Consider the following 23,475-nt stretch of genomic DNA (forward strand, 5'->3'; position numbering starts at 1 on the left):
AATAATTTAGCCCAAAAAAACAAAAAAATAATGGCATTATTGGTTTGTTACTGTTATTATATACTAGTGTAGTTCAATTATAAATTGTTTATCTGAAAAAGACAATAAAAGGAGAAAAAATTTAAAAATGAATGTACTTGTTATTAACTGCGGTAGCTCATCACTGAAATATCAGTTGCTGGATATGGACACTGAAACAGTGTTGGCAAAAGGTTTAGCTGAGAGAATCGGTATTGACGGCTCTGTTGTGGTGCACCAGCCGGCTGGTAAAGATAAGGTTAAGTTTGAACAGCCAATGGAAACACACAAGGAAGCCTTGGATATTATTATGGCGGCCCTGGTTGACGCTGACCACGGCGTGATCAAAGACCTTAAGGAAATTGACGCTGTCGGCCACAGAACCGTTCACGGGGCTGAAACTTTTGCGAGCTCTGTTGTGATCAATGATGAAGTGATTAAGAAAATGGAAGACTGCTCTGAGCTGGCGCCGCTTCACAATCCTGCCAACTTAATTGGGATTCGTGCCTGCGAAGAACTGCTGCCGGGCGTACCGATGGTCGGCGTGTTTGACACGGCTTTCCACCAGACCATGCCAGCAGAAGCTTATATCTACCCGCTGCCCTATGAAATGTACGAAAAATACAGAATCCGTAAATACGGCTTCCACGGCACCTCTCACCGTTTTGTGAGTCTGACGGCTGCTGAGCTGCTGGGCGAAAACATCGGCAACTTAAAATTAATTTCCTGTCACTTAGGAAACGGCGCGAGTGTCGCTGCGATCCGCTATGGCAAATGTATTGACACTTCCATGGGCTTAACCCCGCTGGCAGGCCTTGAAATGGGTACCCGCTGCGGCGATATTGACCCGGCCATCATTCCTTTCTTATGTGACAAGGGATATACCGTGGATCAGGTAAACACCATGATGAACAAAGAATCCGGCGTGCTGGGCGTTTCCGGCGTAAGCTCGGACTTCCGTGATGTTGAAGCGGCGGCTGAAGCGGGCAATGAACGCGCGAAGCTGGCTCTGGATATCTTTATCTACCGTGTCAAAACCACCATCGGCGCTTATGTCGCTGCCATGGACGGCGTTGACGGCATTATCTTCACTGCCGGCCTGGGTGAAAACTCTGCCAAGGACCGCGCAGCGATCTGCAGCGGCTTAAAATACCTGGGCATCCAGTTGGACGAAGAAAAGAACAGCAAACGCGGCGAAGCGCTTGTGATCTCTACCCCGGACTCCAGAACCAAGGTCATGGTGATCCCGACCAACGAAGAATTAATGATCGCCCGCGATACCGTCGAATTAGTCGGTTAATCATAAGAAAAACAATCACACAGAGATGGCGTGTCACATGGGCACGCCATCTTAGTGTGTAAAAATATTATGCTGAAGCGGGAGAGCGTTAAAGAGAGGCTTTTGAAGTTGAAAGTTGAAAGTTGAAAGTTCAGGTGCAAATCAGCCAACGGCTGATTTGATTGAATACGGCTTTCATTTTCCGCTTGTTTAAGCCTTTGAAATTTGTGGCCCGTTTGTAAAGATTTTTACTTGACAAAATGGGCAATCCTATATATAATGAGGATTGCCCATTTGGAGTTATGAAATGATTATTAATGTTTTAAAATTATTAAATGATGAAACCCTGAATTATGAATTTCGTCTGTTTCAGGATGATCTCAAAGGATATGGGGACGATTATGAGGGCAAGCTGGATGAAAACGGCGCTTTGGTAAAGGGTAGCATCAAAAAGCTCGGAGCTACTGAGTTTTTGATGAAGTTTACCTTGACCGGAGTGATTGTTTACCCCTGCGCCCGCTGTCTTACACCCACCCCCGTTAGCAGTGTCTTTGAATTTGAGGACACGATCGAAACGGACCCGGGTACGGAGACCATTGATATGGTGCCCTATGTTGAGGAGTGTCTCTTTATCAACGAGCCGTTTAAGGTTTTGTGTGACGAAGACTGTAAGGGGTTATGTCCAAGTTGTGGAGCAAACTTAAATCAAGAACAATGCAGTTGCGGGGATGAATCGGATATTGATCCGAGGATGGAAGCCCTTAAAAAGCTACTGTAAGATGTGACTTAAACATAGGAGGTGTAAAAGATGGCAGTACCAAAGAGTAAAATTTCTAAATCTAGAAGAGACAAGAGAAGAACACATTACAAACTGAATATCCCTGGTATGAGCGTATGCCCAAAATGTGGTGAAATCAAATTACCACACCGCGTATGCAAATCCTGCGGAACTTATAAAGATGTAAATGTAATGATTGAAGACTAAACAGAGTTCCGACTCTGTTTTTTCTCTATACGGAGTTATTTTAGGAAGGTGTTAACGTGAATATATTCGTCGATGCAATGGGCGGCGACAACGCGCCGGTCGAGATTGTCAAAGGCGCGGTGGACGCCGTTAAGGAGTACGGCGTGCCCCTCACCCTTGTGGGTAAGGAGGACATCGTAAAGCAGGAGCTGGCAAAATATACCTATCCACAGGATAAGATAAAGGTGCTTCACGCAGAAACCGTCATCGGCTTTGACGAGGAGCCGGCAATGGCGATCCGCCGAAAAGAGGATTCCTCGCTGGTGGTGGCCCTAAACGCCATGAAGGGCGACCCGGACAGTGTGCTCATCTCAGCGGGCAGCACAGGTGCGCTGCTTTCCGGCGGGCTTCTTAAACTGGGAAGGATCAAGGGGATCAAGCGTCCCGCGCTGGCGGCTGCCCTGCCAAAGGACGGCGGCGTGGTGCTGCTCATTGATACCGGAGCCAACGCAGACTGCAAGTCTGAGTATCTGGAACAGTTCGCCATGCTGGGACATGTCTATTTTGAGAGCGTTTTGGGTAAAAAGAATCCTAAGGTGGGCCTGGTCAACATTGGCTCTGAGGAGGAAAAGGGCAGCATGATGGTCAAGGAAGCTTACCAGCTGCTCAAAAACAGTGACCTGAATTTTGTGGGCAATGTCGAAGCCCGGGATATCCCCACCACCGATGTGGATATACTGGTGTGCGACGGCTTTACAGGCAACATTGTGCTCAAGCTGCTCGAGGGCCTGTCCAGCTACCTGATGAAAGGGATCAAAAAATCCATCATGGGCTCTGCCAAGGGCAAGATCGGCGGGGTGCTCATCAAGAACGACCTGAAGCAGTTCAAAAAACAATTTGACTCAGACGAAGCCGGCGGAGCACCGTTTTTGGGCGTAAAAGGCGGTATCATCAAGGCCCACGGCAGCAGTGGCGCCTATGCCATCAAAAACGCCATTAACCAGAGCATTAAGTTTATCGACAACGATGTTCTGGGCAAAATCACTGCCAAACTACAGGAAGAAAAGGCAGTTAAGGAACAGGAGAAAGAATAATGGAAGAAAAATTTGCAAAAGTTCAGGAAATTATCGCGGAACAGCTGGAGCTTGACCCGGCAAAGATCACCATGGAATCCTCTCTGATGGAGGATCTGGAAGCGGATTCTCTGGACGTTATCGAGCTGGTCATGGCCTTTGAGGAAGAATTCGGCGTTAAGATGCCCGATGAGGAGCTTGAAAACATTAAAACCGTTGGCGATATCGTAAACGCCTTGCAGTAATCAAAAGTCCCATTGCGGACTTTTCTTTTGTTTTGGCCCCAAAATTATGATTTTGGCTGTTAGAAAAGCAGCTGTCAGAACCAAAAAGAAGCTCTTAAGGAGGTATAAGAGGTTTCTTAATTGAGAATTGAGAATTGAGAATTGAGAATTAAGGAAACAAATTTGCCCTGGCAAATTTGAAATTAAATCGAATTGGCAAGCCAATTCGTTCATAAATTCTCCATTTTCCATTTTCCATTCTCCATTATTCTAAAAGCGAGGTGGAAAAGAATGAAGAGAATTGAAGATCGCATTGCTTACACATTTAAGGACAAGGAACTTCTGAAGGTGGCGCTGACCCACAGCTCACATTCAGGAACGACCACGAACAATGAACGCCTGGAGTTTTTGGGGGATGCAGTATTGGAACTGATTATCAGCGAGTATTTATATAAATACAACAAGCTTTCCGAGGGAAAGATGACGAAAATCCGCTCCAATATTGTATGTGCCGAATCCTTGTCCCAGGCCGCCTCTGACCTGAACCTGGGCGATTATATGCTCCTTGGCAAGGGAGAAATCGTGACTGGAGGCAGAAAACGCAAATCCAATCTGGCCAACGCCTTTGAGGCGGTGATGGGTGCGGTGTTTTTAGACAGTGACTACGACACCACCAAAAAAGTGGTGCTGGGAACCCTGGAAAAAAACATCGAGCTGGCCCTGAGCGGCGGCCTCATCAAGGATTACAAAACCGAGCTTCAGGAGCAGATCCAGAAGCACAGTGACAACGCCATCGAGTATGTGCTGGAAAAATCCGAGGGGCCGGAGCACAATAAGACCTTTTTCATCGACCTTTCCTTTAACGGCGTGGTCGTGAGCAAGGGCACCGGCAAGAGCAAGAAGGAAGCCGAGCAGAACGCTGCTAAAAACTATCTGTTTAAAGACAAAAAGAGTGAATAAATAAACCAATCAAAAAAGAGGAGGTGTGCGGTTGTACCTGAAAAAACTGGCCCTGGCCGGCTTTAAATCCTTTGCGGAGCCCGTAGAGCTGGAATTTTCCAAGGGGGTATCGGCCATCGTCGGCCCCAACGGCAGCGGGAAGAGCAATATCACCGACGCGATCCGCTGGGTGCTGGGGGAACAGAGCACCAAGTCCCTGAGGGGCAAGAAAATGGAGGATGTTATCTTCTCCGGAACTGAGAAAAAGAAACCCCTCAGCTATGCAGAGGTCATCCTGACCTTAGACAACACCAGCGGCTTCACCCTGGACAATCTGGACGAGATTGTCATCACAAGACGACTTTTCCGCTCCGGCGAGAGCGAATACCGCATGAACCAGAAAAACTGCAAGCTCAAGGACATCCATGAGCTGTTTATGGACACCGGCCTTGGCAAAAACGGGTACTCCCTTATCAGCCAGGGCGGGATCGAGAATATTATCGGCGCCAGCCCCCAGGAGCTCCGCGGCATTGTGGAGGAGGCTGTCGGCATTGTCAACTACAAGACCAAGAAGCAGGAGGCCGAGAAAAAGCTTGAGAACACCCAGAATAACCTGGAACGCCTGAAGGACATCCTGGAAGAAATTGAAAAACAGCTGAAGCCTTTAAAGGCCCAGTCCGAAAAGGCCAAGGAATACCTGGAGCTGCGGGAGGCCCTGAAAAAGGTTGACCTCATGGTGTTCTACCACAACATGAAGGACGCCTCAGAGCAGCTGGCCGCCTATGAGAAGCAGCTGGCCGAAATCCGGTTTCAGATTTTTGAGATTGAGAAAAAGACCGAAGAAAAGGACCGCGCCTTCCAGGCCGCCCGGGGCAATATCCGGGGCATTACCGAGCAGGCCGACGCCATGGCAGAAGCCTTGGAGCAGTTAAAAAAGCGCATTGGCGCGTGTGAGCGTGAGCTCCTCATAACCCAGGGCAAAAGTGAGAACGAGTCCGCCAACGCCGAGCGGCTCACCCAGGACCTGAACGCTCACCTGGACGAGCACAGCCGCTGCCAGGCGGAGTATGACGGGCTGGCCGCCTCCCGCGACGCGGCCGCCCAGGCCTACGCGGCTGAGAGCGAAGCCCTGCAGAAGCTGGTGGACGAGAAAAGCCGCCACCAGGCCGAGCTGGAAGCCGAGAAGCTGAAGCAGGCCGAGGGCGTGAGCCTGAGAGAGGAACGGGAGCAGCAGCGGGCTGTGCTGAACGATACGCTGTTGGATTTAAAAACCCGCCTGGCCGGCTTTACCACCAGGAAAAGCTTTCACGAGGACCAGCTGAAACGGGTGAGCGAGGAGCAGGCGCGCAGCAGTCAGCTGCTGGCCGACATTAAGCTGGAGGCCGAGCAGAACGAGCGCATCCACGCCCGCCTGGCCGCAGAGACCGAGAGCCTTAAAACCCAGGCCGAGGCGGCTGAGAAAAAAGCCCAGGGCCTGAGAAATGACTACAGCGTGCTGGAAAACAACTACAAGGTAAACCTGTCCCAGCGCGATTATCTCAAGAGTGTCCAGAAAAATTACAGCGACTACTTTCCGAGCATCCGGACCATTATGAACTCCCGGGAGCATCTGGGCGACATGATCGACAAGGTCTACGGCCCGGTCGGGGAGCTTTTATCCATTCCCGACCGCTTTACCATGGCTGTGGACGTGGCCCTGGGGGCCAAGAGCCAGAACATCGTGGTGGAGGACGTGTCCACTGCCAACCAGTGCATCAATATTTTAAAAAAGCAGCGGGCAGGCCGGGCGACTTTCCTGCCGCTGGACAATCTGCGCTATGGCCGGGTAGAGGCAAGGGACCTGGAGATTTTGTCCCGAGCCCCGGGCTTTGAGGGCATCGCCTCCGAGCTGGTGGCATACGGCCCCCGGTTTAAGCGGGTCATCGAGAGTCTGCTGGGCCGCATTGTGGTGGCCGCCGACTTTAACGCCGGCCGGGCCATCCAGAAAGCCATCTTCGGCAAATATACGGTGGTCACCCTGGAGGGGGAAATCTTTTACCCCGGCGGGGCCATCGTGGGCGGTTACAACAAGAGCGGCAAGCAGTCGCCTCTGTTTAAAAAGGCCGAGATCGAAAAGCTGGAAGCCGAGATGAAACGGCAGGACAGTGAGAAAATCAAGCTCAAGGCCGCCTACCGCGAAGCCTTTAAGGCCTATGAGGGCCTGAAAGAGGCCGCCAAAAAGGCCGAGCTGCGTCTGAACAGCGTGGAGCAGGAGCGCTGGAAAATCAGCCAGAACCTGGAGACCACCAAAAAGCGCATGGCCGAGAGCGACCGTATTTTTATGAATCTGCAAGACGACGCGGGCAGCTCTTTGGAAAAAGAAAAACGCCTGCGGGAAACTGTCGCCCAGAAGGAGGCCGAGCTGGCCGCCCTGGAGGCGGAAATGGAGCAGGACGATACTGGCAGCGCCGAGTACATCGAGGTGATCCGCGGGGCCATCGAGGGCCTGAACCGTAAAATCTCCGAGGGGCGGGTCAAGCTGGCCCGGGACAACGAGGGCATCCGCTCCCTGGAGCAGCAGATGGCCATGATCCACAGCCAGATCGAGACCTGCGTCGGCCGGGAGAAAAAGGTGGAGAGCGAGATCCGGGCCTGCCGTGAGAGCAGCGCCCTGCACCGCACCCGCTGCGAGGTGCTGAAGGTCGAGACCGAGGAGCTGCAGGCAGCCGTCAACGAAAAGCGCGCGGCTTTAGAGAGCTTCTCCGCCGAGACGCGAGAGCAGACTGCGATCAGCGAGGCCCTGGAGCAGGAGATCAAAGACCTGAACCATCAGCTTATCCTGCAGAATGAGACCAAAAGCAACGCCGAGATGGCAAAGAACAAGCTGGAAATGCAGATGACCCACTGGGAAGAGAATATCTTCGAGAGCTATGACATGAACTTTGTGATGGTGGGGGATATCTACGAGGCCCTGAGCCGGGAGAACCTGGACCTGAGCCCCGAAAACCAGCGCAGCTTAAAGGGCCGCATGGCCGCCATGGGCAATGTGAATGTGGGGGCCATTGAGGAATATCTGGAGCTGAATGAGCGCTACGGCTTTATGAGCGCCCAGTATAAAGACCTGACCAAGGCCAAGGGCGAGCTGGAGCGCATTATTGACAACCTGTACGAATCCATGGAGCGGCAGTTCGCAAAGCAGTTCGCCGAGCTCCAGAAAAAATTTACCCGGATCTTCGGCATCCTCTTCGAGGGCGGCAAGGCCCACATCGAGTATACCGACCCCGAGAACGTGCTGGAAAGTGGCATTGAGCTGGTGGCCCAGCCGCCAGGCAAGAACCTGCGCCACATTTCCCTGCTGTCAGGGGGCGAGAAATCCATGATCGCCATCGCGCTGCTGTTCTCCTTCCTGGAGCTGAACCCGTCGCCCTTCTGCGTCATCGACGAGATCGACGCCGCTCTGGACGACCATAACATCTACCGGTTCACCAGCTATTTAGAGCATATTGCCGCAGATAACCAGTTTATTATCATCACCCACCGTAAGAGCACCCTGGAGGCCTGCGACGCCATATACGGCGTTTCCATGGCCAAAAACGGGATCTCCAAGCTGGTGGCGGTAAGGCTGTCGGACTATATCGAGCCGGGCGCTTAACAGCTTTTGTGGAAGGTTGAAGCTGGAAGGTTGAAGGTTATAGAACGAATTTGCTTTGGCAAATTCGATTTAGAAACAAATTCGCATAGCGAATTTGAACCTGAACTTTCCACTTTCCACCTTTCACCTTCAACTTTAAAAAAAACGAGGTGTAACATGTCAGAACTGACCCTTTATGAGCGGATGTGCGAGAAGCTCAAAAAGACCAAGGATAGCTTTATGCAGAAGGTCGAGAACGTCGTGTACTACGGCGACCTCGACGATGATTTTTTCGATGAGCTGGAGGAAACCTTTATCCTTTCCGACCTGGGCATCGAAACGGCCACCAAGATTACCGAGACCCTGCGTGAGCAGATCAAGGAGACCAAGACCAAGGCCAAGCAGGACGTCATGGACCTGCTCAGGCAGATCATGACCGAGATGGTGGAGGTGGAAAAGCACGAGACCAAATTACCTGTGATCATGCTGGTGGTGGGCGTCAACGGTGTGGGAAAGACCACCACCATCGCCAAGCTGGCCCAGAAATACAAGGACCAGGGCAAAAAAGTCATGGTGGCCGCGGCCGATACCTTCAGAGCCGCCGCGGCCGAGCAGCTGGACGTGTGGGCAGGCCGCGTGGGCGTGGACATTATCAAGAGTGTGCAGGGGGCAGACCCGTCCTCTGTGGTCTTTGACGCCATCGGCGCCGCCCGGGCCCGCGGCACCGACATCCTGCTCTGCGACACCGCCGGGCGCCTGCACAACAAAGTCAACCTGATGAAGGAGCTTGAAAAAATTACCCGCATTGTCGACCGGGAAGGCCCGGATTTCAGCCAGCATAACCTGCTGGTGCTCGACGCCACCACAGGCCAGAACGCCCTGAACCAGGCCAAAACCTTTAACGACGCCGTACGCCTGGACGGCATCGTCATGACCAAAATGGACGGCACCGCCAAAGGCGGTGTGGCCATTGCCATCATCGACGCACTCCAGGTGCCCATCGAGTACGTGGGCATCGGAGAAAAGCCCGAGGACCTCATCGATTTTGACGCCGGCGAATTTGTGCGGATGCTGTATGAAAAATAATGGAAAATTGAGAATGGAAAATGGAGAATGATGGAACGAATTGGCAGGGCCAATTCGATTTAAATTCAAATTTGCCAAAGGCAAATTTGTTCTTTTAATTCTCCATTCTCCACCTGTTTTCCCCTGTCAAGTTTTTTTCTTGACAAAGGCGAAAAAAGCTTGACAAGCGGATCGAAAAACCTTAAAATAGGTAAGTGCGTAAAGGGAAGAGACTTTACGCGCTGTGAAGGTGCTTATGGAAAAGAACGTATTAGAGCGGTTACTCTTTGATTTCTACGGAGAATTGCTGACAGACAAGCAGAAAATGATCATGGATTATTATTATAACGATGATTATAATCTGGCCGAAATCGGCGATGTGGTTCATGTCACAAGGCAGGGCGTCTACGATGTCGTCAAGCGTTCGAAAGCGCAGATGCAGGCCTACGAGGACAAGCTGAAGCTGGTGGAGCGGTTTTTAAAAAGCCAGGAGCTCATCGACGGCGTGATCCTCGAGCTGGAAGCGCTCCTCGCGACCGAGCTGGTCACAGGGCATCCGGCCCTGGGCAGCGAGCTGACAGCCATCAAAGAGAAAATGAACAGAATTAGCGAAGATTATTAGGTGATATCATGATTTTTGAAGGCTTGAATGAAAAATTTCAAAACATCTTCTCAAACTTAAAACGCAAGGGCAAGCTGAGCGAAGCCGACATCAAAGCCGCCAGCCGCGAAATCAAGCTGGCGCTTTTGGAAGCCGACGTCAACTTTAAGGTCGTCAAGCAGTTCACAAAAGCTGTGAGCGATCGCGCCATCGGCGAGGAGGTCTTAAAATCGCTGACCCCGGGACAGCAGTTCATTAAAATCGTCAACGACGAGATGACCAAGCTGTTGGGCGGTGAGCTCCAGAAAATGGCATTTGTGGACCAGGGCATCAACATCTTTATGATGGTGGGGCTCCAGGGGGCGGGTAAAACCACCACCGCGGCCAAAATCGCGAACCTTCTGCGCAAAGAAAAGAAGCTTAAACCACTGCTCGTGGCCTGTGACGTCTATCGTCCCGCGGCCATCGACCAGTTAGAAATACTGGGCAAAGAGCTGGACATTCCCGTTTACCTGAACAAGGACGAGAAGGACCCCAGAGTCATTGCCAAAAAGGCCCTGGAATTTGCCGAGGCTGAAGGTTACGACCTGGTGGTCATCGATACCGCCGGGCGCCTCCAGATCGACGAAACCCTGATGAACGAGCTGGTCGACCTCAAGGCGCTGCTCGAACCAACCGAGATCCTGCTGGTGGTCGACGGCATGACCGGTCAGGAATCCGTGAACGTGGCCGACGAATTTAACAAACAGCTGGAAATAACCGGCGTTGTACTGACCAAGCTTGACGGGGACACCCGGGGCGGGGCGGCACTGTCCGTCACCTACACCACCGGGAAGACCATCAAATACATCGGGACCGGCGAAAAGCTGACCGATATCGAGCTTTTCTACCCCGACCGCATGGCCAACCGTATTCTGGGCATGGGCGATGTCCTGTCACTGATCGACAAGGCACAGAACATGATCGACGAGGAAAAGGCCAGGGCGCTCGAAGAAAAGCTGAGGACCCAGGAATTTGACCTCAACGATTTCTTAGACCAGATGCAGCAGCTTCAGAACATGGGCTCCATGAGCGAGCTGATGGAAATGGTGCCAGGCGTCAACAAAAAAATGCTGAAGGGCATGAACATGGATGCTGCCGAGGGACAGACCAAACAGACCGAGGCCATTATCCGCTCCATGACGCCCGAGGAAAGGCTGAAGCCCGGAATCATTAACGGCAGCCGCAGAAAGCGCATCGCGCTGGGCAGCGGCACCACCGTCTCCGACGTCAACCGGATGCTCAAAGGCTTTGAGCAGACCAAAAAGATGATGAAGCAGATGGGCGCCATGCAGGGCAAGGCCAAAAAAGGACGGTTCAAGCTACCGTTTATGTAAGCTTTTAGATAAATTAATTTAGCAATTTCACAGAAAGGGGGAAATAAAATGGCAGTTAAAATCAGATTAAAAAGAATGGGTAAAAAGAAAAAACCTTTCTATAGAGTCGTTGTTGCGGACATCCGCGCACCAAGAGATGGTAAATTCATCGAAGAAGTAGGTTACTACAATCCATGCGTAGAACCCGCAGAGTTAAAGCTGGACGCAGAAGCCATCAAAGGCTGGTTAGCCAATGGCGCAAAGCCGACGGACACCGTTCAGGCATTACTGAAAAAAGAAAATATCATTGGATAGTCCAGGAGAGTGGTAATGAAAAAGCTTGTAGAAATCATTGCTAAAGCGCTGGTCGATCATCCGGACGCAGTTGTCGTCAACGAAATTGACAAGGAACAGAGCATTGTTCTGGAGCTCAAAGTCGCCGACGAGGACATGGGTAAGGTGATCGGCAAGCAGGGCCGCATTGCCAAGGCAATCCGTACGGTTCTCAAAGCAGCGGCTACAAAAGACGATAAACGCGTTGTACTGGAAATTGTTCAATAGAGAAAAACGGGATTGTTCAAAAGCGAACGGTCCCTTTTTTGATACCAAGGGTCCAAAAGGGCCTGTGTTTCACGCTCGCGTGAAAAAACAGGGCTTTTGCCCCCGATAGCGTATTTTAATTTGGAGGAAATGATGAAAAAAGAAACCATGGTGATCGGTAAAATCCTGGGCGCCCACGGCATCCGCGGTGAGCTCAAGGTCTACCCGCTGACCGACGATCCCGGCCGGTTTTACGGTCTGGACGCCGTCTATCTCCAGGACGATAAAAAGCGGGAGCGCCGCGAGGTAGAGCTGGTGCGCCTGCACAAGGGCAACGTGCTCCTGACCCTGAAAGACGTGAACGACCGCAACCAGAGCGAAAAGCTCATCGGCCGCACCATTGCCATTGACCGCGAGGACGCAGTGGCCCTGGAGGCAGACGAATACTTTATCGAGGATATGATCGGCCTGGAAGTCTCAGACCCGGACGGCGCGCCCATCGGCGTCGTAAAGGACGTGATCCAGACCGCCGGCAGTGTGGATAATATCGAGATCAAAACCCCGGAAAAGCTGGTCTACGTCCCGGCGCGCAAAATCTATTTCCTGAAGGTGGATTTAGAGGCAGGGCGCATCACCGCCGACATTCCAGAGGAACTGATGAACCTATGAAATACTATTTCCTGACCCTGTTTCCGGGGCTCATTCACCAGTACTTCGGAGACAGCATGATGAAGCGAGCGGTGGACAGCGGCGTGGTGGACTACACGGTCATCGATATCCGGGATTACTCGGGCAACAAGCACAAAAAGGTGGACGATTACCCCTACGGCGGCGGTGCGGGCATGGTCATGGCCGCCCCGCCCATCGCCGCGGCCCTTAAGAGCATCGAGGGCTGGGAGCGTTACCCAGTCATCCATCTGAGCCCGGGCGGCAGAACCTTCGTCCAGCAGGACGGCGAAGCCCTGTCCCAGGCAGAGGGGCTCATCTTTATCTGTGGCCACTACGAGGGCATTGACGAGCGCCTTATCAAAGCCTATGTCACCGACGAGTACTCCATCGGGGACTATGTGCTCACCGGCGGCGAGCTGCCGGCCCTCACCATGGCCGACTGCATTGCCAGGCACCTGCCCGGCTTTCTGGGCAACAACGAGAGCCTGAGCGAGGAATCCTTTGAGAACGGCCTGCTTGAATACCCCCAGTACACAAGACCGCCGGTGTTTGAGGGCCGCGAGGTGCCCCCGGTGCTGCTCTCCGGCAACCACAAGGCCATCGCCGACTGGCGCCACGAGCAGGCCGTCGAAAAGACAAAAGCCCGGCGTCCCGATTTATTTGAGAAGTGGAAGCGGAAGCAGTAAAAAGAGAGAAAAAAGATGGAGTGCTTTTTGGGCGCTTCGTTTTTTTGTTGTGGCGAGCTGCGAGGCGGCGCCTTTCACCTAAGTAAAGAAAAGTCGTCCTGCGGCTACATCATTTGGACTTGGATCAAGCGATACTAAGTGGGTCCTGTTATCTCACAAGTGGCCGGCTGTTCCGGTCAATTACCGCGATTCCAGATCGTATTCGTCAGCGACTGGACACTTTTCTTTGTCTGGATGAAAGGCAGAGCCTCATACCCCGTATCTCCCCATATCTCCCCGTATCCATTCCGCCCTCTTTCTGCTATAATAAAATAAACACTGCAACGCAGAGAGGGAGGGACTCATGGACAAACCAGATTTTATCAATGATGATTTTTTGGAGTTTGAGGATTTTCTAATGGGGGAGGAGCATGGAATCATCAGGCGCAAAAAGGGCGAGGTGCTCAACGGCGCCGGCGACGTGTTCGACCGTTATTTTTACGTTTTGGAGGGGGCAGTCCGCTCCTTTTATTTTTACGAGACGGGTAATGTCCGCACGGTGCTCACCTATTATGGCAAGGGCGCGCTTTTTCCACTGTACTGCCCAGGCGCTTCAGTCTTTGAAATGGCCACCAGTTTTGTGGCCGATACCGACACGGTGCTGCTGACCCTGGCGCCAGAAGTCATGGACCGCTGCGTCAACGGCAGCGCCAGCTTTAACCGGGCCAGAAAGCCCCGAAAACCCGGCAGAGACCACCGATCTTCTGGCAGCCACAGCCCCGCCGCCCGAAGCCCCGCCGGACAGCCCGCCCCCTGAAGCAGGAGCCCATGGCTAGCGCACATTTCGCCCTGTGAGAGTACGCCTGCGACTGCGCGGGCGACTGTGACGGCTACCCCCACAGCCTGGAGCCCGAGCTGCTGGAAAAGGTCGAGGCCCTGCAAACCGGGCTGGGCCGCCGGTCATCATCACCTCCGGCGTGCGGTGCGAAGCCCGCAACCAGGAAGTGGGCGGCGTGTCCTGGTCCTTCCGCGAGCGCGGCGCCGCCGCCGACCTCTACTGCCCCGGCGTGGGCGTGGGGGAGGTGGCCGCCGCGGCCCAGGCCGCAGGGCTGAATATCCTGCCCCATTACAGCGAGGGCTACATCCATGTCGAAATCCCCTGATTTTCAAAGGATAAAATTTCAAAAACAGCTTGCCAAACACTTTGCTTTAGGGTATACTATCATAGTATGCGAAATCAAGAGATGGTCCTCTGTATGGGCTTCATATACGAACATCAAAAAACGAACTGAAGGAGGCTGTGAGATGGATATTATCAAAAAGATCGAACAGGAAAACATGAAGGCAGAAAAACCGGAATTTAACGTAGGGGACACCGTAAAAGTCCACGTACGCGTTATTGAGGGCAAGCGAGAAAGAATTCAGATTTTTGAAGGCGTTGTACTGAAAAAACAGCACGGCGGCATCAAAGAAACCTTTACCGTAAGAAAGATTTCTTCCGGCGTTGGTGTTGAAAGAAACTTCCCAGTACACTCACCAAAAATTGAAAAAGTTGAAGTGACCAGACGCGGTAAGGTCAGAAGAGCAAAACTTAACTACCTGCGCGACAGAGTTGGTAAAGCAGCAAAAGTCAAAGAAAGACGGTAAAAACGAGAGGGGGCCTGTAGGCCCCTTATTTTATATGTAAAGGAAGTGATTCTGTGAGTCAGAACGAAAATGTAAAGCCTAAAAAGCAGCATTCCGAAGCCAGAGAGTGGATACAGTCCATCATCATCGCCGTGGTGCTGGCCTTTGTCATAAAAATGTTTCTCTTTGATTTTGTGCTGGTACAGGGGAGCTCCATGCACCCCACGCTGGAAAACGGCGACCGGCTCATCATCAATAAAATTGAGTACCGGCTGGGCGAGCCCGACTACGGCGACATCGTCATCCTCAATTACTCCAGCAGCGTGGAATACGTGAAGCGCGTGATCGCCAAGGGCGGCGACACCATCGCCATCAAGGACCAGGTGGTTTACGTGAACGGGGAGCCCATCGACGAGCCCTACGTGAACACCGATCCCTACGGCGATTTCCCAGAGGTAACGGTGCCCGAGGGCACCTATTTTGTCATGGGCGACAACCGGGCCAACAGCTCCGACAGCCGTTTTACAAGCCTGGGCTTTGTGGACCGCAAGGACATCGTGGGCCACGTGTTCTTCAGGTTCTGGCCCTTTGACAAGTTTGGATCGGTGAGCTGATATGGAAAAGAACGATGCAATCCAGTGGTATCCGGGCCATATGGCCAAGGCCAGCCGGCAGATCCGCGAGAAGTTAAAGCTCATCGACATTGTGGTCGAGGTGCTGGACGCCCGCCTGCCTGTGGCCAGCAAGAACCCCGATATCGACCAGTACACCGAGCATAAAAGACACCTGGTACTCTTAAACAAGGCCGATTTGGCCGACCCCGACCAGAACCAGAAGTGGGCCGACTACCTGAAGGGCAGAGACAGCGTGGACGAGGTCATGCTCTACAACGCCTTCGACCAGAAGAAAAGGCCCGAGCTGGTCGCCAAGCTCAGGAGCCTGAACCCCAAGGATAAAAAGCAGCTCAAATGCCTGATCTGCGGGATTCCCAACGTGGGCAAGAGCACCATCATCAACTCCCTGATCGGCAAGAAAAAAACCCAGATCGGCAACAAGCCCGGCGTGACCAAGGGCCAGCAGTGGCTCACCGCGCCCGACGGCCTCATGCTGCTCGATACACCGGGTATCCTCTGGCCTAAATTCGAGGACCCCGAGGTCGGCGTTCACCTGGCCTGGATCGGCTCCATCAAGGACACTATTTTTGAAAAAGAAAACATCGCCGCCGACCTGCTCAAATTCCTGGTCGGGCACTACCCGCAGGACGTGGCCGCCCTGTATAAAATCGACCTCGCAGACAAGCGCCTGCCCGAAATCTTCGACGCGGTCGCAAAGAGCCGCGGCCTCCTTTTGCGCGGGGGCGAGTACGACTATTTCAGGACCAGCGAAATGCTCCTGAATGATTTTAAAAACGGAAAGGTTGGGAGAATCACCATTGACCAGCGTTAACCCAGAACAGATCGCGGGCATGACGGCAAAAGCCGTCCGAGAGCTGTGCCAGAGCGCGGATATAAACGGCTATCCCGCCCTGGCGCAGGTGCTCTCACAGGACAGCCGGGCCGCGGTTAAAAAGCAGGGCCAGAGCCTGATGCGGCAGTACGAAAAGCACTGCGCCGCTATCCGGAAAACCGCCCGGATGAAGGCTGTCGAGGAAGGTTTTTACGGCGAGGGCTACCAGATCATCGGCGGCAGCGACGAGGTGGGCCGCGGGCCCCTGGCAGGCCCGGTGGTCTGCGCGGCCGTAATCCTGCCCAGGGACTCCGCCATTCTGCACGTGGACGACTCCAAAAAGCTCTCCGCCAAAATGCGCGAAGCCCTGGATGAGCAGATCCGCGCCGAGGCCCTGTCCGTCACCATCGGCCTGCGCACCCCAGAGCAGATCGACGCCATGAATATTCTGGAAGCCACTAAAAGCGCCATGAGCGAGGCTGTCAGCCGGCTGGCTCCCCAGCCCGACCTCATGCTCATCGACGCCCTCACCATCGAGACACAGGCCGAAGTAAGAGGCATTGTCCACGGCGACGCCACCTGTTATTCCATCGCCGCAGCCAGTATTGTGGCCAAGGTATACCGGGATAAGCTCATGCACGAATACCACGAGCAGTACCCCGAATATGGCTTTGACCGCAACGTGGGCTACGGCACCGCCGAGCACATCGCGGCCATCAAAAAATACGGGATCACCCCCATACACAGGCGGTCCTTTGTTAAGAATTTTGTGTAAGGCAGAGCAGGGAAAACGGCGTGAAAAAAGACAATAAGCAGAAGGGCGACCGCGGCGAGGCCATGGCGGCCCGCTATCTTGAAGAAAAGGGCCATGTCCTCCGGACGCGCAATTACCGCAGAAAGACCGGAGAGATCGACCTGGTCAGCCAGATTGGGGAGACCCTCGTCTTTACCGAGGTCAAGCTGCGCACCACCGACGCCTACGGCACCCCGGCCCAGGCGGTGGACAGCCGCAGGCAGCAGCGCATGATTAAAACGGCCCTGTGGTATCTGCAGGAGAACAGCCTTTTTGACTGGAACGTGCGCTTTGACGTGGTGGAGATTCTGGGAAGCCCCGAAACCGGCTATGTGATGAACCATATCGAGAACGCGTTTTTAATGTAGATAAACTTTAACATTGAGAGATAAAGCGTTAAGAAGAGGCTTTTGAAAGTTGATAGTGGAAAGTGGAAAGTGGAAAGTTGAAAGTTCAGGAGCAAATCAGCCCTTGGCCGATTTGATTGGATGCGGCCTGCGGCCGCAGCTTTAATCGCTTGAGCAAAGCGAAAGCGTTCAATAACTATCCACTATCAACTAAAAAAGCGGTCAGAGACCGCTTCTCAATAAGGAACACAGATATCCCACGGTTTGTTGGATTCGTTTTTTAAACGAAACAAACCGATGATATCTGCGAAACTGATTCACACCAAATTAAAAATTTGGGTTCTCTAGTTCCCGTCATCCGCGGAAATCAGGAAGGTGTTGCCGGAGTAGGTGCCTTTGCTCTCCTTGTTCTGGAGCTTGAGATAATCGATGTGCATGGGTTCATAGTCAAATTTTTCCACAATGGCGTCGATGAGCTCATAGATATCGGAGATTTCATCCTCAGAAGGACGTTCGGCGAAAATATTGGCCTTTTCGATAAGCTTATCCTTCAAGGCATCTAAAACTTCTGCATCACTAAGAATTTTGTAATCACAGCTTCTGCCGCTTTCTCGAATGATATCAGGGATTTTGTCTCGTACTAATTTGTTATATTCGTGTTTCATATCATCACCTCGCTATTATTATATCCTATTTGGGGTATATTTAAAACAGATCATCCCCAAAAACGCAATATTTTCTCTTTTAACCCTTCCAAAAAGGGCATATAATTAAGATAATACGAAGAAAACAACAGGAGTTTTTATGATACAGATCTATTTTGGCGTTTTAGCAGCCGCCGCTATGATGCTGGTGGGCGGCTACATCTTTGTCACCTTAAACAAAAAATACCCCAAAAGCATCGGCCTTTTGCTGGGCCTGTCCGGCGGTTTTTTATTGGGCATTATCTTTTTCGGCATTATCCCCGAGGCTCACGAAATCTTAGAGGAAGCCTTTGACGCTCCGCTGTGGGTGATGGCCGCTGCCCTGACCGGCGGCGCCCTCTTTATTATCCTGTTCGAGAAAATGATCCCGGTTCAGCACCACCACGATCTGGCGCCCGGCGAGCGGGAGCACCACGGGCATCACCAGCTGGTCTACATTATTCTGGCCGCCTTTGGGTTCCACAGTCTCTTTGAGCTTTTGTCCATCCTGGTTGCAGGAAACGCAGATCCGGTGCTGGCCTGGTTCATGATCCTGGTCATCGGCCTGCACAATATCCCCATCGGCTTTGTCATCATCGCCCAGCTTGAAACCCTGGAATGCAGCCAGAAAAAGTGCCTGCTGCTCATCGGCGGACTGGCGGTGGCAGAGGCCCTGCTGGCCATTGTGTGCTATTTGATTTTAATGCCATTTATTACAACTGCATTTCAGGGAGTACTTCTCGCCATGACCGGGGGCATCATGCTCTATCTGGTTTTTGACGAGCTGCTCCCCAAAATTTACCAGGACGAGGAACAGCACCATGTCAATTACATGATCATCCTGGGCGTGTTGCTCATGTACGTCTTTCTCCAGCTCGCGGGACATTAAAAATCCCGGGGCGGTCAATGGAGAATGAAGAATTGAGAATGGAGAATTATGGGAACAAAATGCTGTGCATTTTGATTGGATTTGCGGCTGCAGGCCGCTTTTTTTTATCGCTTTTTCGTTAGAAAAAGGGCACGTGAATTTGCCATTTTCCATTCTCAATTTTCCATTGAAAAAGCCTTGTTCTAAAAAAAATAAAAGGCAGTTTTGACAAGTGTTTATCAGGGTTTCAGCGGCATGGCTTTTAGATTTCTGAAAAACAAGCGTTTACAAATCCGGATTTATGATATACAATTTTGAAAAAGATTATTTATGAGCTATAGGAGGTTGTAAGTATGAGCAAGTATATTTTGGTTATGGACCAGGGAACCACTGGTTCAAGGGGGATTGTATACAACGAACAGGGAAAGGCCATCGCGCTGGATTACGAAGAATACGAACAGTTCTTCCCGCAGTCTGGCTGGTGGGACCAGAGCGGTCTGACCGTCTGGAACGTGACCCTGAAAACCGCACGCAACGCCATCAAAAAGGCGGGTCTGGAAGGAAAAGACATCGCCGCCATCGGCATCACCAACCAGCGCGAAACCACCACCCTGTGGGATAAGAACACCGGCGTGCCAGTGCACAACTCCATCGTCTGGGGCTGCCGCCGCACCACCGAAATCTGTCAGGGCCTGATCGAAAAAGGCTATAACGACATGGTGAATAAAAAGACAGGCCTTGTAATCGACCCCACCTATTCGGCCACCAAGATCCGCTGGGTCTTAGACAATGTGCCGGCCGCCCAGGAAAAAGCCGAAAACGGCGATCTGCTCTTTGGCACCATCGATTCCTGGCTGCTGTGGAACCTGACAAAGGGCAAGGTACACGCCACCGATTATTCCAACGCCGCCCGCACCATGGTCTTTAATTCCTACGACCTGAAATGGGACGACGAGCTCATGGACATGCTGGATCTGCCCTGGAAGATCTTCCCGGAAGTCAAGGAATCCGTAGGGCTTTTCGGCTACGCCGACCCTGAATGGTTTGGCGCGGAAATCCCAATCACCGGGATTGCCGGCGACCAGTCCGCCGCTTTGTTTGGACAGGCCTGCTTTGAAGAAGGAACCGCGAAAAATACCTACGGCACCAGCGCCGTTCCGCTCATGTTTACGGGCGACAAAGCCCCGGAAACCGAAAAAGGCCTGCTGACCGTTGCCTGGGGCAAGGACGGCAAGGTCAAATACTCCATGGGCGCCAGCATTCTCATTGCCGGACAGGTTATCCAGTGGCTGCGCGATAAGGTCAACATCTGCGAAAAGGCAGCGGACACCGAAGCCATGGCCGAGAGTATTCCAGACAACGGCGGCCTGTACTTTGTACCAGCCTTCACCGGCCTGGGTGCGCCGCACTGGAACATGAACGCCCGCGGCATGATGATTGGGATCACCGCTGCCACCACCAAGGAACAAATGGCCCGCGCGGCCCTCGAATCCATGGCGTACCAGACCCGCGACCTGCTCGAAGAAATGGAACGGAACTCCGGCGTCAAGCTCAAAGAGCTGAAAGTTGACGGCGGCGCCGCCCAGAACGATTTCCTCATGCAGTTCCAGGCCGATATCCTGAACTGTAATGTTATAAGACCAAAAGATATTGAAACCACCGCCCTTGGCGCCTGCTACCTGGCCGGCCTGGGCTGCGGCATTTTCGAAAACGAAGACCAGATCAAGGCCCTGTGGGAAGCCGACCGCGTCTTTACCCCACAGATGGACGAAGCGACCCGTGAAGCCCTGTACGCCCAGTGGTGTAAAGCCGTCGAAAAATCAAAAGACTGGCTGTAAAGCTGAGTCCGTTTTTGTAAAAAACGGTAGGGTGTAGGAGCGTTAGCGGACGCCCGGTAACGAAGCAAACGCAGATTTTTCGGCAATATCCGGCCAGAATAAAAAGTTGCCGAAAAATCTGTGATCCTTTTTGAAGCCCTTCGGGGCTTTTTTTAGGTGGAAAGTTGAAAGTTGAAGGTGGAAAGTTCTGGTACAAATGTGCTCTGCACATTTGATCAGATGCGGCCTGTGGCCGCAAATCCAATCAAATCGGCCAAGGGCTGATTTGCACATTAACCTTCCACCTTCCACTTTCCACTTTTAACCTTCAATTTTTAACAATTTTCCATTTTAAATTTTCCATTTTTTTATTGACGTTTATTTTTTTCTGTGATAATATTTAGACAATTGGTGAGTGACTATGAATAAAATTGACTTTGAAAAATTTCAGATGATTCCGTCCATACGGCGGCTTAATGACCTCGAGTTCGCGCTTAAGAGCGCGCGGGACATTGTCCTTCTGACCGAAGCCAACATCGCCAATTTGCAGTCCCTGGTGGAGATGGTCCACCAAAATGGCAAGGACGCCTGGGTAAACCTGGAGCTTCTCGGAGGCTTTGGACGGGACCAGGTGGGCATGAAGCTGCTGAAAAACTATTACAAGGTGGACGGCGTGATGTCGACCGACAGCACCAAGCTCGGCATGGCCAGACGGTGCGGCCTGGTAACCGTACAGCGTTTCTTCATTGTCGATTCAAGGGGCTTTGACACCAGCCTGAGGATTCTGGAATCCGCCAAGGTCGACGCAGCCGAAGTGCTGCCCGCCGTCGCGGCCCTCGGATTTGTCAGCGAGCTGAAACGGGTATCCCGGATTCCGCTGTTGGCAGGCGGCTTTATCCAGACCGCTGAGATGATCGAAAAGGTACAGCGTGCCGGTTTCGCAGGCATCACCATCAGCAAAAAGGCTTTCTGGTAAACTTTTAAAAACAAAATAATCATGCATGGATGGTTTTTGGTGAGTCCTGCTTAATAGACACACAGTGCACAGGGGTGTAAGACTGTGGGTTTATTAAGCAGGATTTTTTTCGTATTATTTTGGGGGACCGGGCCTGCAGACAGGCCCAAAAAATTGTGAACCATCGGCTAGAAGCCGAAAATATAGATCCATGAAAGGGGTTAAAAACAATGGGAAAATATTTACTTGGTTTAGACAACGGGGGGACAATGACAAAGGCGGCGCTGTACGACCTGAACGGTAAGGAAATCGCGGTTTCCAGCCGGAAAACAGAAATGTACCAGCCAGCGCCTGGTTTTACCGAAAGAGATTGTGAAGAAATGTGGGCCGCCAATGTGGGCGCGATCCGCGCAGTGCTGGAGCAGTCCGGCATCAGCGGTGAGGAAGTGCTGGGCGTGGCCGCCACTGGCCATGGCAACGGCATGTACCTTATGGGTTATGATGGGAGAGCGCCCTACAACGGCATGATCTCTACCGACTCCAGAGGCAAGCAGTACGCCATTGACTGGATGAAGGACGGCACCTTTGAAAAAATCCTGCCAAAGACCATGCAGTCTGTATGGGCCGGCCAGCCGACCACGCTGCTCCGCTGGTTCATGGACAACCGCCCGGACGTCCTGGAAAATACCCAGTGGATTTTCATGTGCAAGGACTATATCCGCTATAAGCTGACCGGCGAAGCCTACGGCGAAATCGCCGATATGTCCGGCTCCAGCCTCATGAACGTTCGCGACGTCTGCTACGACAAAGACCTGCTGGCCGACATGGGCCTCGAGAGCATTTACGACAAGCTGCCGCCGCTCAAGTATTCCGGCGAAATCTGCGGCTACATCACCGAGGACGTGGCAGGGCTGACCGGCTTAAAGGCCGGCACGCCAGTAGCCGGCGGCTGTATGGACATCCACGCCTCCGCCATGGCGGTGGGCATCACCGACGAGGAAAAAATGTGCGTGGTGGCAGGTACCTGGAGCATTAACGAGTACATCAGCAAAAAGCCAGTGGTGGATAAGGACCTGTTCATGACCTCGATCTACACCATGCCAGGCTACTGGATGATCCTGGAAGGCAGCCCGACCTCCGCCAGCAACCTCGAGTGGTTCCTGGCAGAGATTTTGAAGGACGTAAACCTGGGAGACAAGGACATCTACGAATACTCCAACCAGTGTGTGGACGGCATTGGCGATCAGGACTGCGGCGTGGTATTTCTGCCCTTCCTGTTCGGCAGCAATGTGAACATCAACGCCAAGGGCGCCTTTATCGGGCTGCAATCCTGGCACACCCGCGAAAACCTGCTGCGCGCAGTTTACGAGGGCATTGTGTTCTGCCACAAATACCACATCGAAAAGCTGCTCAAGTTTAGAGACCAGCCCAAGATGATCCGTATGGCCGGCGGCGTCGCCAAATCCGAAATCTGGGTTCAGATGTTTGCCGATATCCTGCAGGTGCCCATTGAAGTGGCCAGAAGCCAGGAGCTTGGCGCCTTAGGCTCAGCCATCTGCGCCGGTATCGCCACCGGAACCTTTGATTCCTTCCAGTCCGCGTCCGAGTCCATGGTCGACATCATGTACACCGCCGAACCAAACCCGGAAAAATTTGCCGACTACGACAAAAAATACGCGCGGTACAAAAAAGTTATCGAAGCCCTGGATCCGATCTGGGACGAATATTGAAGCTGAATCCGGTTTCTGAAAGAAACCGGTAGGAGGAAGGAGCGTGAGCGGTAGTCCGGTAATGAAACAAATGCAGATAATCCAGAAATGCTCCAAGTTTGAAATAAAAATTTCTGGATTATCTGTAAACAATTGAAAGGGAGATGGGGCGCCGAACCGGCACCTCATCTCCGCACAGTAAGAATTGAAAATTGAAAATGGAAAGGCG

Annotated in this window: 27 protein-coding genes; 25 read left to right on the forward strand and 2 right to left on the reverse strand. The window is 52.5% G+C overall.

Going from position 1 to position 23,475, the window contains the following annotated elements; translation table 11 throughout:
- Positions 1-127: 127 nt before the first annotated feature.
- The 5 genes from CPZ25_RS20000 to acpP all read left to right on the forward strand — a co-directional run bounded on the left by CPZ25_RS20000 (position 128) and on the right by acpP (position 3,579).
- Positions 128-1,318: an acetate/propionate family kinase gene (locus tag CPZ25_RS20000; RefSeq protein WP_058695250.1), complete on the forward strand. Its 1,191-nt coding sequence runs from the start codon at positions 128-130 to the stop codon at positions 1,316-1,318.
- Positions 1,319-1,604: 286 nt separating this feature from the next.
- Positions 1,605-2,075, forward strand: a complete 471-nt coding sequence (locus tag CPZ25_RS20005) for a YceD family protein (protein WP_074618482.1) — start codon at positions 1,605-1,607, stop codon at positions 2,073-2,075.
- A 30-nt stretch (positions 2,076-2,105) separates the two neighbouring features.
- Positions 2,106-2,282: a 50S ribosomal protein L32 gene (gene rpmF, locus CPZ25_RS20010; protein ID WP_013381192.1), complete on the forward strand. Its 177-nt coding sequence runs from the start codon at positions 2,106-2,108 to the stop codon at positions 2,280-2,282.
- 56 nt (positions 2,283-2,338) lie between these two features.
- Entirely contained in the window at positions 2,339-3,355 is a 1,017-nt protein-coding gene (plsX, locus tag CPZ25_RS20015) for a phosphate acyltransferase PlsX (RefSeq protein ID WP_096919253.1), read from the forward strand.
- Complete coding sequence (gene acpP / locus CPZ25_RS20020; RefSeq protein WP_058695247.1) at positions 3,355-3,579, forward strand: acyl carrier protein; 225 nt, start codon at positions 3,355-3,357, stop codon at positions 3,577-3,579. The genes plsX and acpP overlap by 1 nt, the downstream gene beginning before the upstream one ends.
- Here acpP and CPZ25_RS20025 read toward each other — a convergent pair whose 3' ends face one another.
- A complete protein-coding gene (locus tag CPZ25_RS20025; protein WP_096919254.1) occupies positions 3,580-3,810 on the reverse strand; it encodes a hypothetical protein in 231 nt (76 codons plus the stop codon).
- A gap of 39 nt (positions 3,811-3,849) precedes the next feature.
- Between CPZ25_RS20025 and rnc the strand changes: the two genes are divergently transcribed.
- From rnc to CPZ25_RS20105, 16 genes are all read left to right on the forward strand, one after another.
- Positions 3,850-4,518 (forward strand): ribonuclease III, encoded by a 669-nt coding sequence (rnc, locus tag CPZ25_RS20030; protein WP_058695246.1) that lies wholly within the window; start codon positions 3,850-3,852, stop codon positions 4,516-4,518.
- Positions 4,519-4,549: 31 nt separating this feature from the next.
- The gene (gene smc, locus CPZ25_RS20035; protein WP_167495283.1) at positions 4,550-8,128 is read left to right on the forward strand and encodes a chromosome segregation protein SMC; all 3,579 of its coding nucleotides are present in this window, start codon (positions 4,550-4,552) and stop codon (positions 8,126-8,128) included.
- A 156-nt stretch (positions 8,129-8,284) separates the two neighbouring features.
- On the forward strand, positions 8,285-9,193 hold the full coding sequence (ftsY, locus tag CPZ25_RS20040; protein WP_207670836.1) for a signal recognition particle-docking protein FtsY: 909 nt from the start codon (positions 8,285-8,287) through the stop codon (positions 9,191-9,193).
- Positions 9,194-9,428: 235 nt separating this feature from the next.
- Complete coding sequence (ylxM, locus tag CPZ25_RS20045; protein ID WP_074618623.1) at positions 9,429-9,794, forward strand: YlxM family DNA-binding protein; 366 nt, start codon at positions 9,429-9,431, stop codon at positions 9,792-9,794.
- Positions 9,795-9,802: 8 nt separating this feature from the next.
- Positions 9,803-11,149, forward strand: a complete 1,347-nt coding sequence (gene ffh / locus CPZ25_RS20050; protein WP_096919256.1) for a signal recognition particle protein — start codon at positions 9,803-9,805, stop codon at positions 11,147-11,149.
- 48 nt (positions 11,150-11,197) lie between these two features.
- A complete protein-coding gene (gene rpsP, locus CPZ25_RS20055) occupies positions 11,198-11,443 on the forward strand; it encodes a 30S ribosomal protein S16 (protein WP_058695241.1) in 246 nt (81 codons plus the stop codon).
- 15 nt (positions 11,444-11,458) lie between these two features.
- Positions 11,459-11,689, forward strand: a complete 231-nt coding sequence (locus tag CPZ25_RS20060; protein WP_013381181.1) for a KH domain-containing protein — start codon at positions 11,459-11,461, stop codon at positions 11,687-11,689.
- A gap of 129 nt (positions 11,690-11,818) precedes the next feature.
- Positions 11,819-12,337 (forward strand): ribosome maturation factor RimM, encoded by a 519-nt coding sequence (gene rimM, locus CPZ25_RS20065; protein WP_096919257.1) that lies wholly within the window; start codon positions 11,819-11,821, stop codon positions 12,335-12,337.
- Positions 12,334-13,023, forward strand: coding sequence for a tRNA (guanosine(37)-N1)-methyltransferase TrmD (gene trmD / locus CPZ25_RS20070; protein ID WP_096919258.1), 690 nt, complete (start codon positions 12,334-12,336; stop codon positions 13,021-13,023). Before rimM ends, trmD begins: the two co-directional genes overlap by 4 nt.
- A gap of 343 nt (positions 13,024-13,366) precedes the next feature.
- Positions 13,367-13,819 carry a cyclic nucleotide-binding domain-containing protein gene (locus tag CPZ25_RS20075; RefSeq protein WP_096919259.1) on the forward strand — a complete coding sequence of 151 codons (453 nt, stop codon included), beginning with the start codon at positions 13,367-13,369 and terminating at the stop codon, positions 13,817-13,819.
- Positions 13,820-14,006: 187 nt separating this feature from the next.
- Positions 14,007-14,165 (forward strand): hypothetical protein, encoded by a 159-nt coding sequence (locus CPZ25_RS20920; protein ID WP_243129389.1) that lies wholly within the window; start codon positions 14,007-14,009, stop codon positions 14,163-14,165.
- Positions 14,166-14,307: 142 nt separating this feature from the next.
- Complete coding sequence (gene rplS / locus CPZ25_RS20085) at positions 14,308-14,649, forward strand: 50S ribosomal protein L19 (RefSeq protein ID WP_096919260.1); 342 nt, start codon at positions 14,308-14,310, stop codon at positions 14,647-14,649.
- Between the two features lie 53 nt (positions 14,650-14,702).
- On the forward strand, positions 14,703-15,242 hold the full coding sequence (gene lepB, locus CPZ25_RS20090) for a signal peptidase I (protein WP_058695235.1): 540 nt from the start codon (positions 14,703-14,705) through the stop codon (positions 15,240-15,242).
- A gap of 1 nt (position 15,243) precedes the next feature.
- On the forward strand, positions 15,244-16,074 hold the full coding sequence (ylqF, locus tag CPZ25_RS20095; RefSeq protein WP_096919261.1) for a ribosome biogenesis GTPase YlqF: 831 nt from the start codon (positions 15,244-15,246) through the stop codon (positions 16,072-16,074).
- Positions 16,061-16,849, forward strand: a complete 789-nt coding sequence (locus CPZ25_RS20100) for a ribonuclease HII (protein ID WP_083337208.1) — start codon at positions 16,061-16,063, stop codon at positions 16,847-16,849. Before ylqF ends, CPZ25_RS20100 begins: the two co-directional genes overlap by 14 nt.
- 20 nt (positions 16,850-16,869) lie before the next feature.
- The gene (locus tag CPZ25_RS20105; protein WP_058695233.1) at positions 16,870-17,235 is read left to right on the forward strand and encodes a YraN family protein; all 366 of its coding nucleotides are present in this window, start codon (positions 16,870-16,872) and stop codon (positions 17,233-17,235) included.
- Between the two features lie 323 nt (positions 17,236-17,558).
- On the opposite strand, the gene CPZ25_RS20110 is transcribed toward CPZ25_RS20105, so the two are convergent.
- Positions 17,559-17,879 (reverse strand): nucleoside triphosphate pyrophosphohydrolase, encoded by a 321-nt coding sequence (locus CPZ25_RS20110; protein ID WP_058695232.1) that lies wholly within the window; start codon positions 17,877-17,879, stop codon positions 17,559-17,561.
- A 139-nt stretch (positions 17,880-18,018) separates the two neighbouring features.
- Between CPZ25_RS20110 and CPZ25_RS20115 the strand changes: the two genes are divergently transcribed.
- The 4 genes from CPZ25_RS20115 (at position 18,019) to CPZ25_RS20130 (ending at position 23,267) form a co-directional block, all read left to right on the forward strand.
- The gene (locus CPZ25_RS20115; protein WP_058695231.1) at positions 18,019-18,786 is read left to right on the forward strand and encodes a ZIP family metal transporter; all 768 of its coding nucleotides are present in this window, start codon (positions 18,019-18,021) and stop codon (positions 18,784-18,786) included.
- A 332-nt stretch (positions 18,787-19,118) separates the two neighbouring features.
- Positions 19,119-20,603, forward strand: a complete 1,485-nt coding sequence (glpK, locus tag CPZ25_RS20120; protein WP_074618475.1) for a glycerol kinase GlpK — start codon at positions 19,119-19,121, stop codon at positions 20,601-20,603.
- A gap of 400 nt (positions 20,604-21,003) precedes the next feature.
- A complete protein-coding gene (locus tag CPZ25_RS20125) occupies positions 21,004-21,558 on the forward strand; it encodes a glycerol-3-phosphate responsive antiterminator (protein WP_058695229.1) in 555 nt (184 codons plus the stop codon).
- A gap of 209 nt (positions 21,559-21,767) precedes the next feature.
- The gene (locus CPZ25_RS20130) at positions 21,768-23,267 is read left to right on the forward strand and encodes an FGGY-family carbohydrate kinase (protein WP_096919263.1); all 1,500 of its coding nucleotides are present in this window, start codon (positions 21,768-21,770) and stop codon (positions 23,265-23,267) included.
- The last annotated feature ends 208 nt before the right edge of the window (positions 23,268-23,475 follow it).

The organism is Eubacterium maltosivorans (assembly GCF_002441855.2).
Lineage (GTDB): Bacteria > Bacillota > Clostridia > Eubacteriales > Eubacteriaceae > Eubacterium > Eubacterium maltosivorans.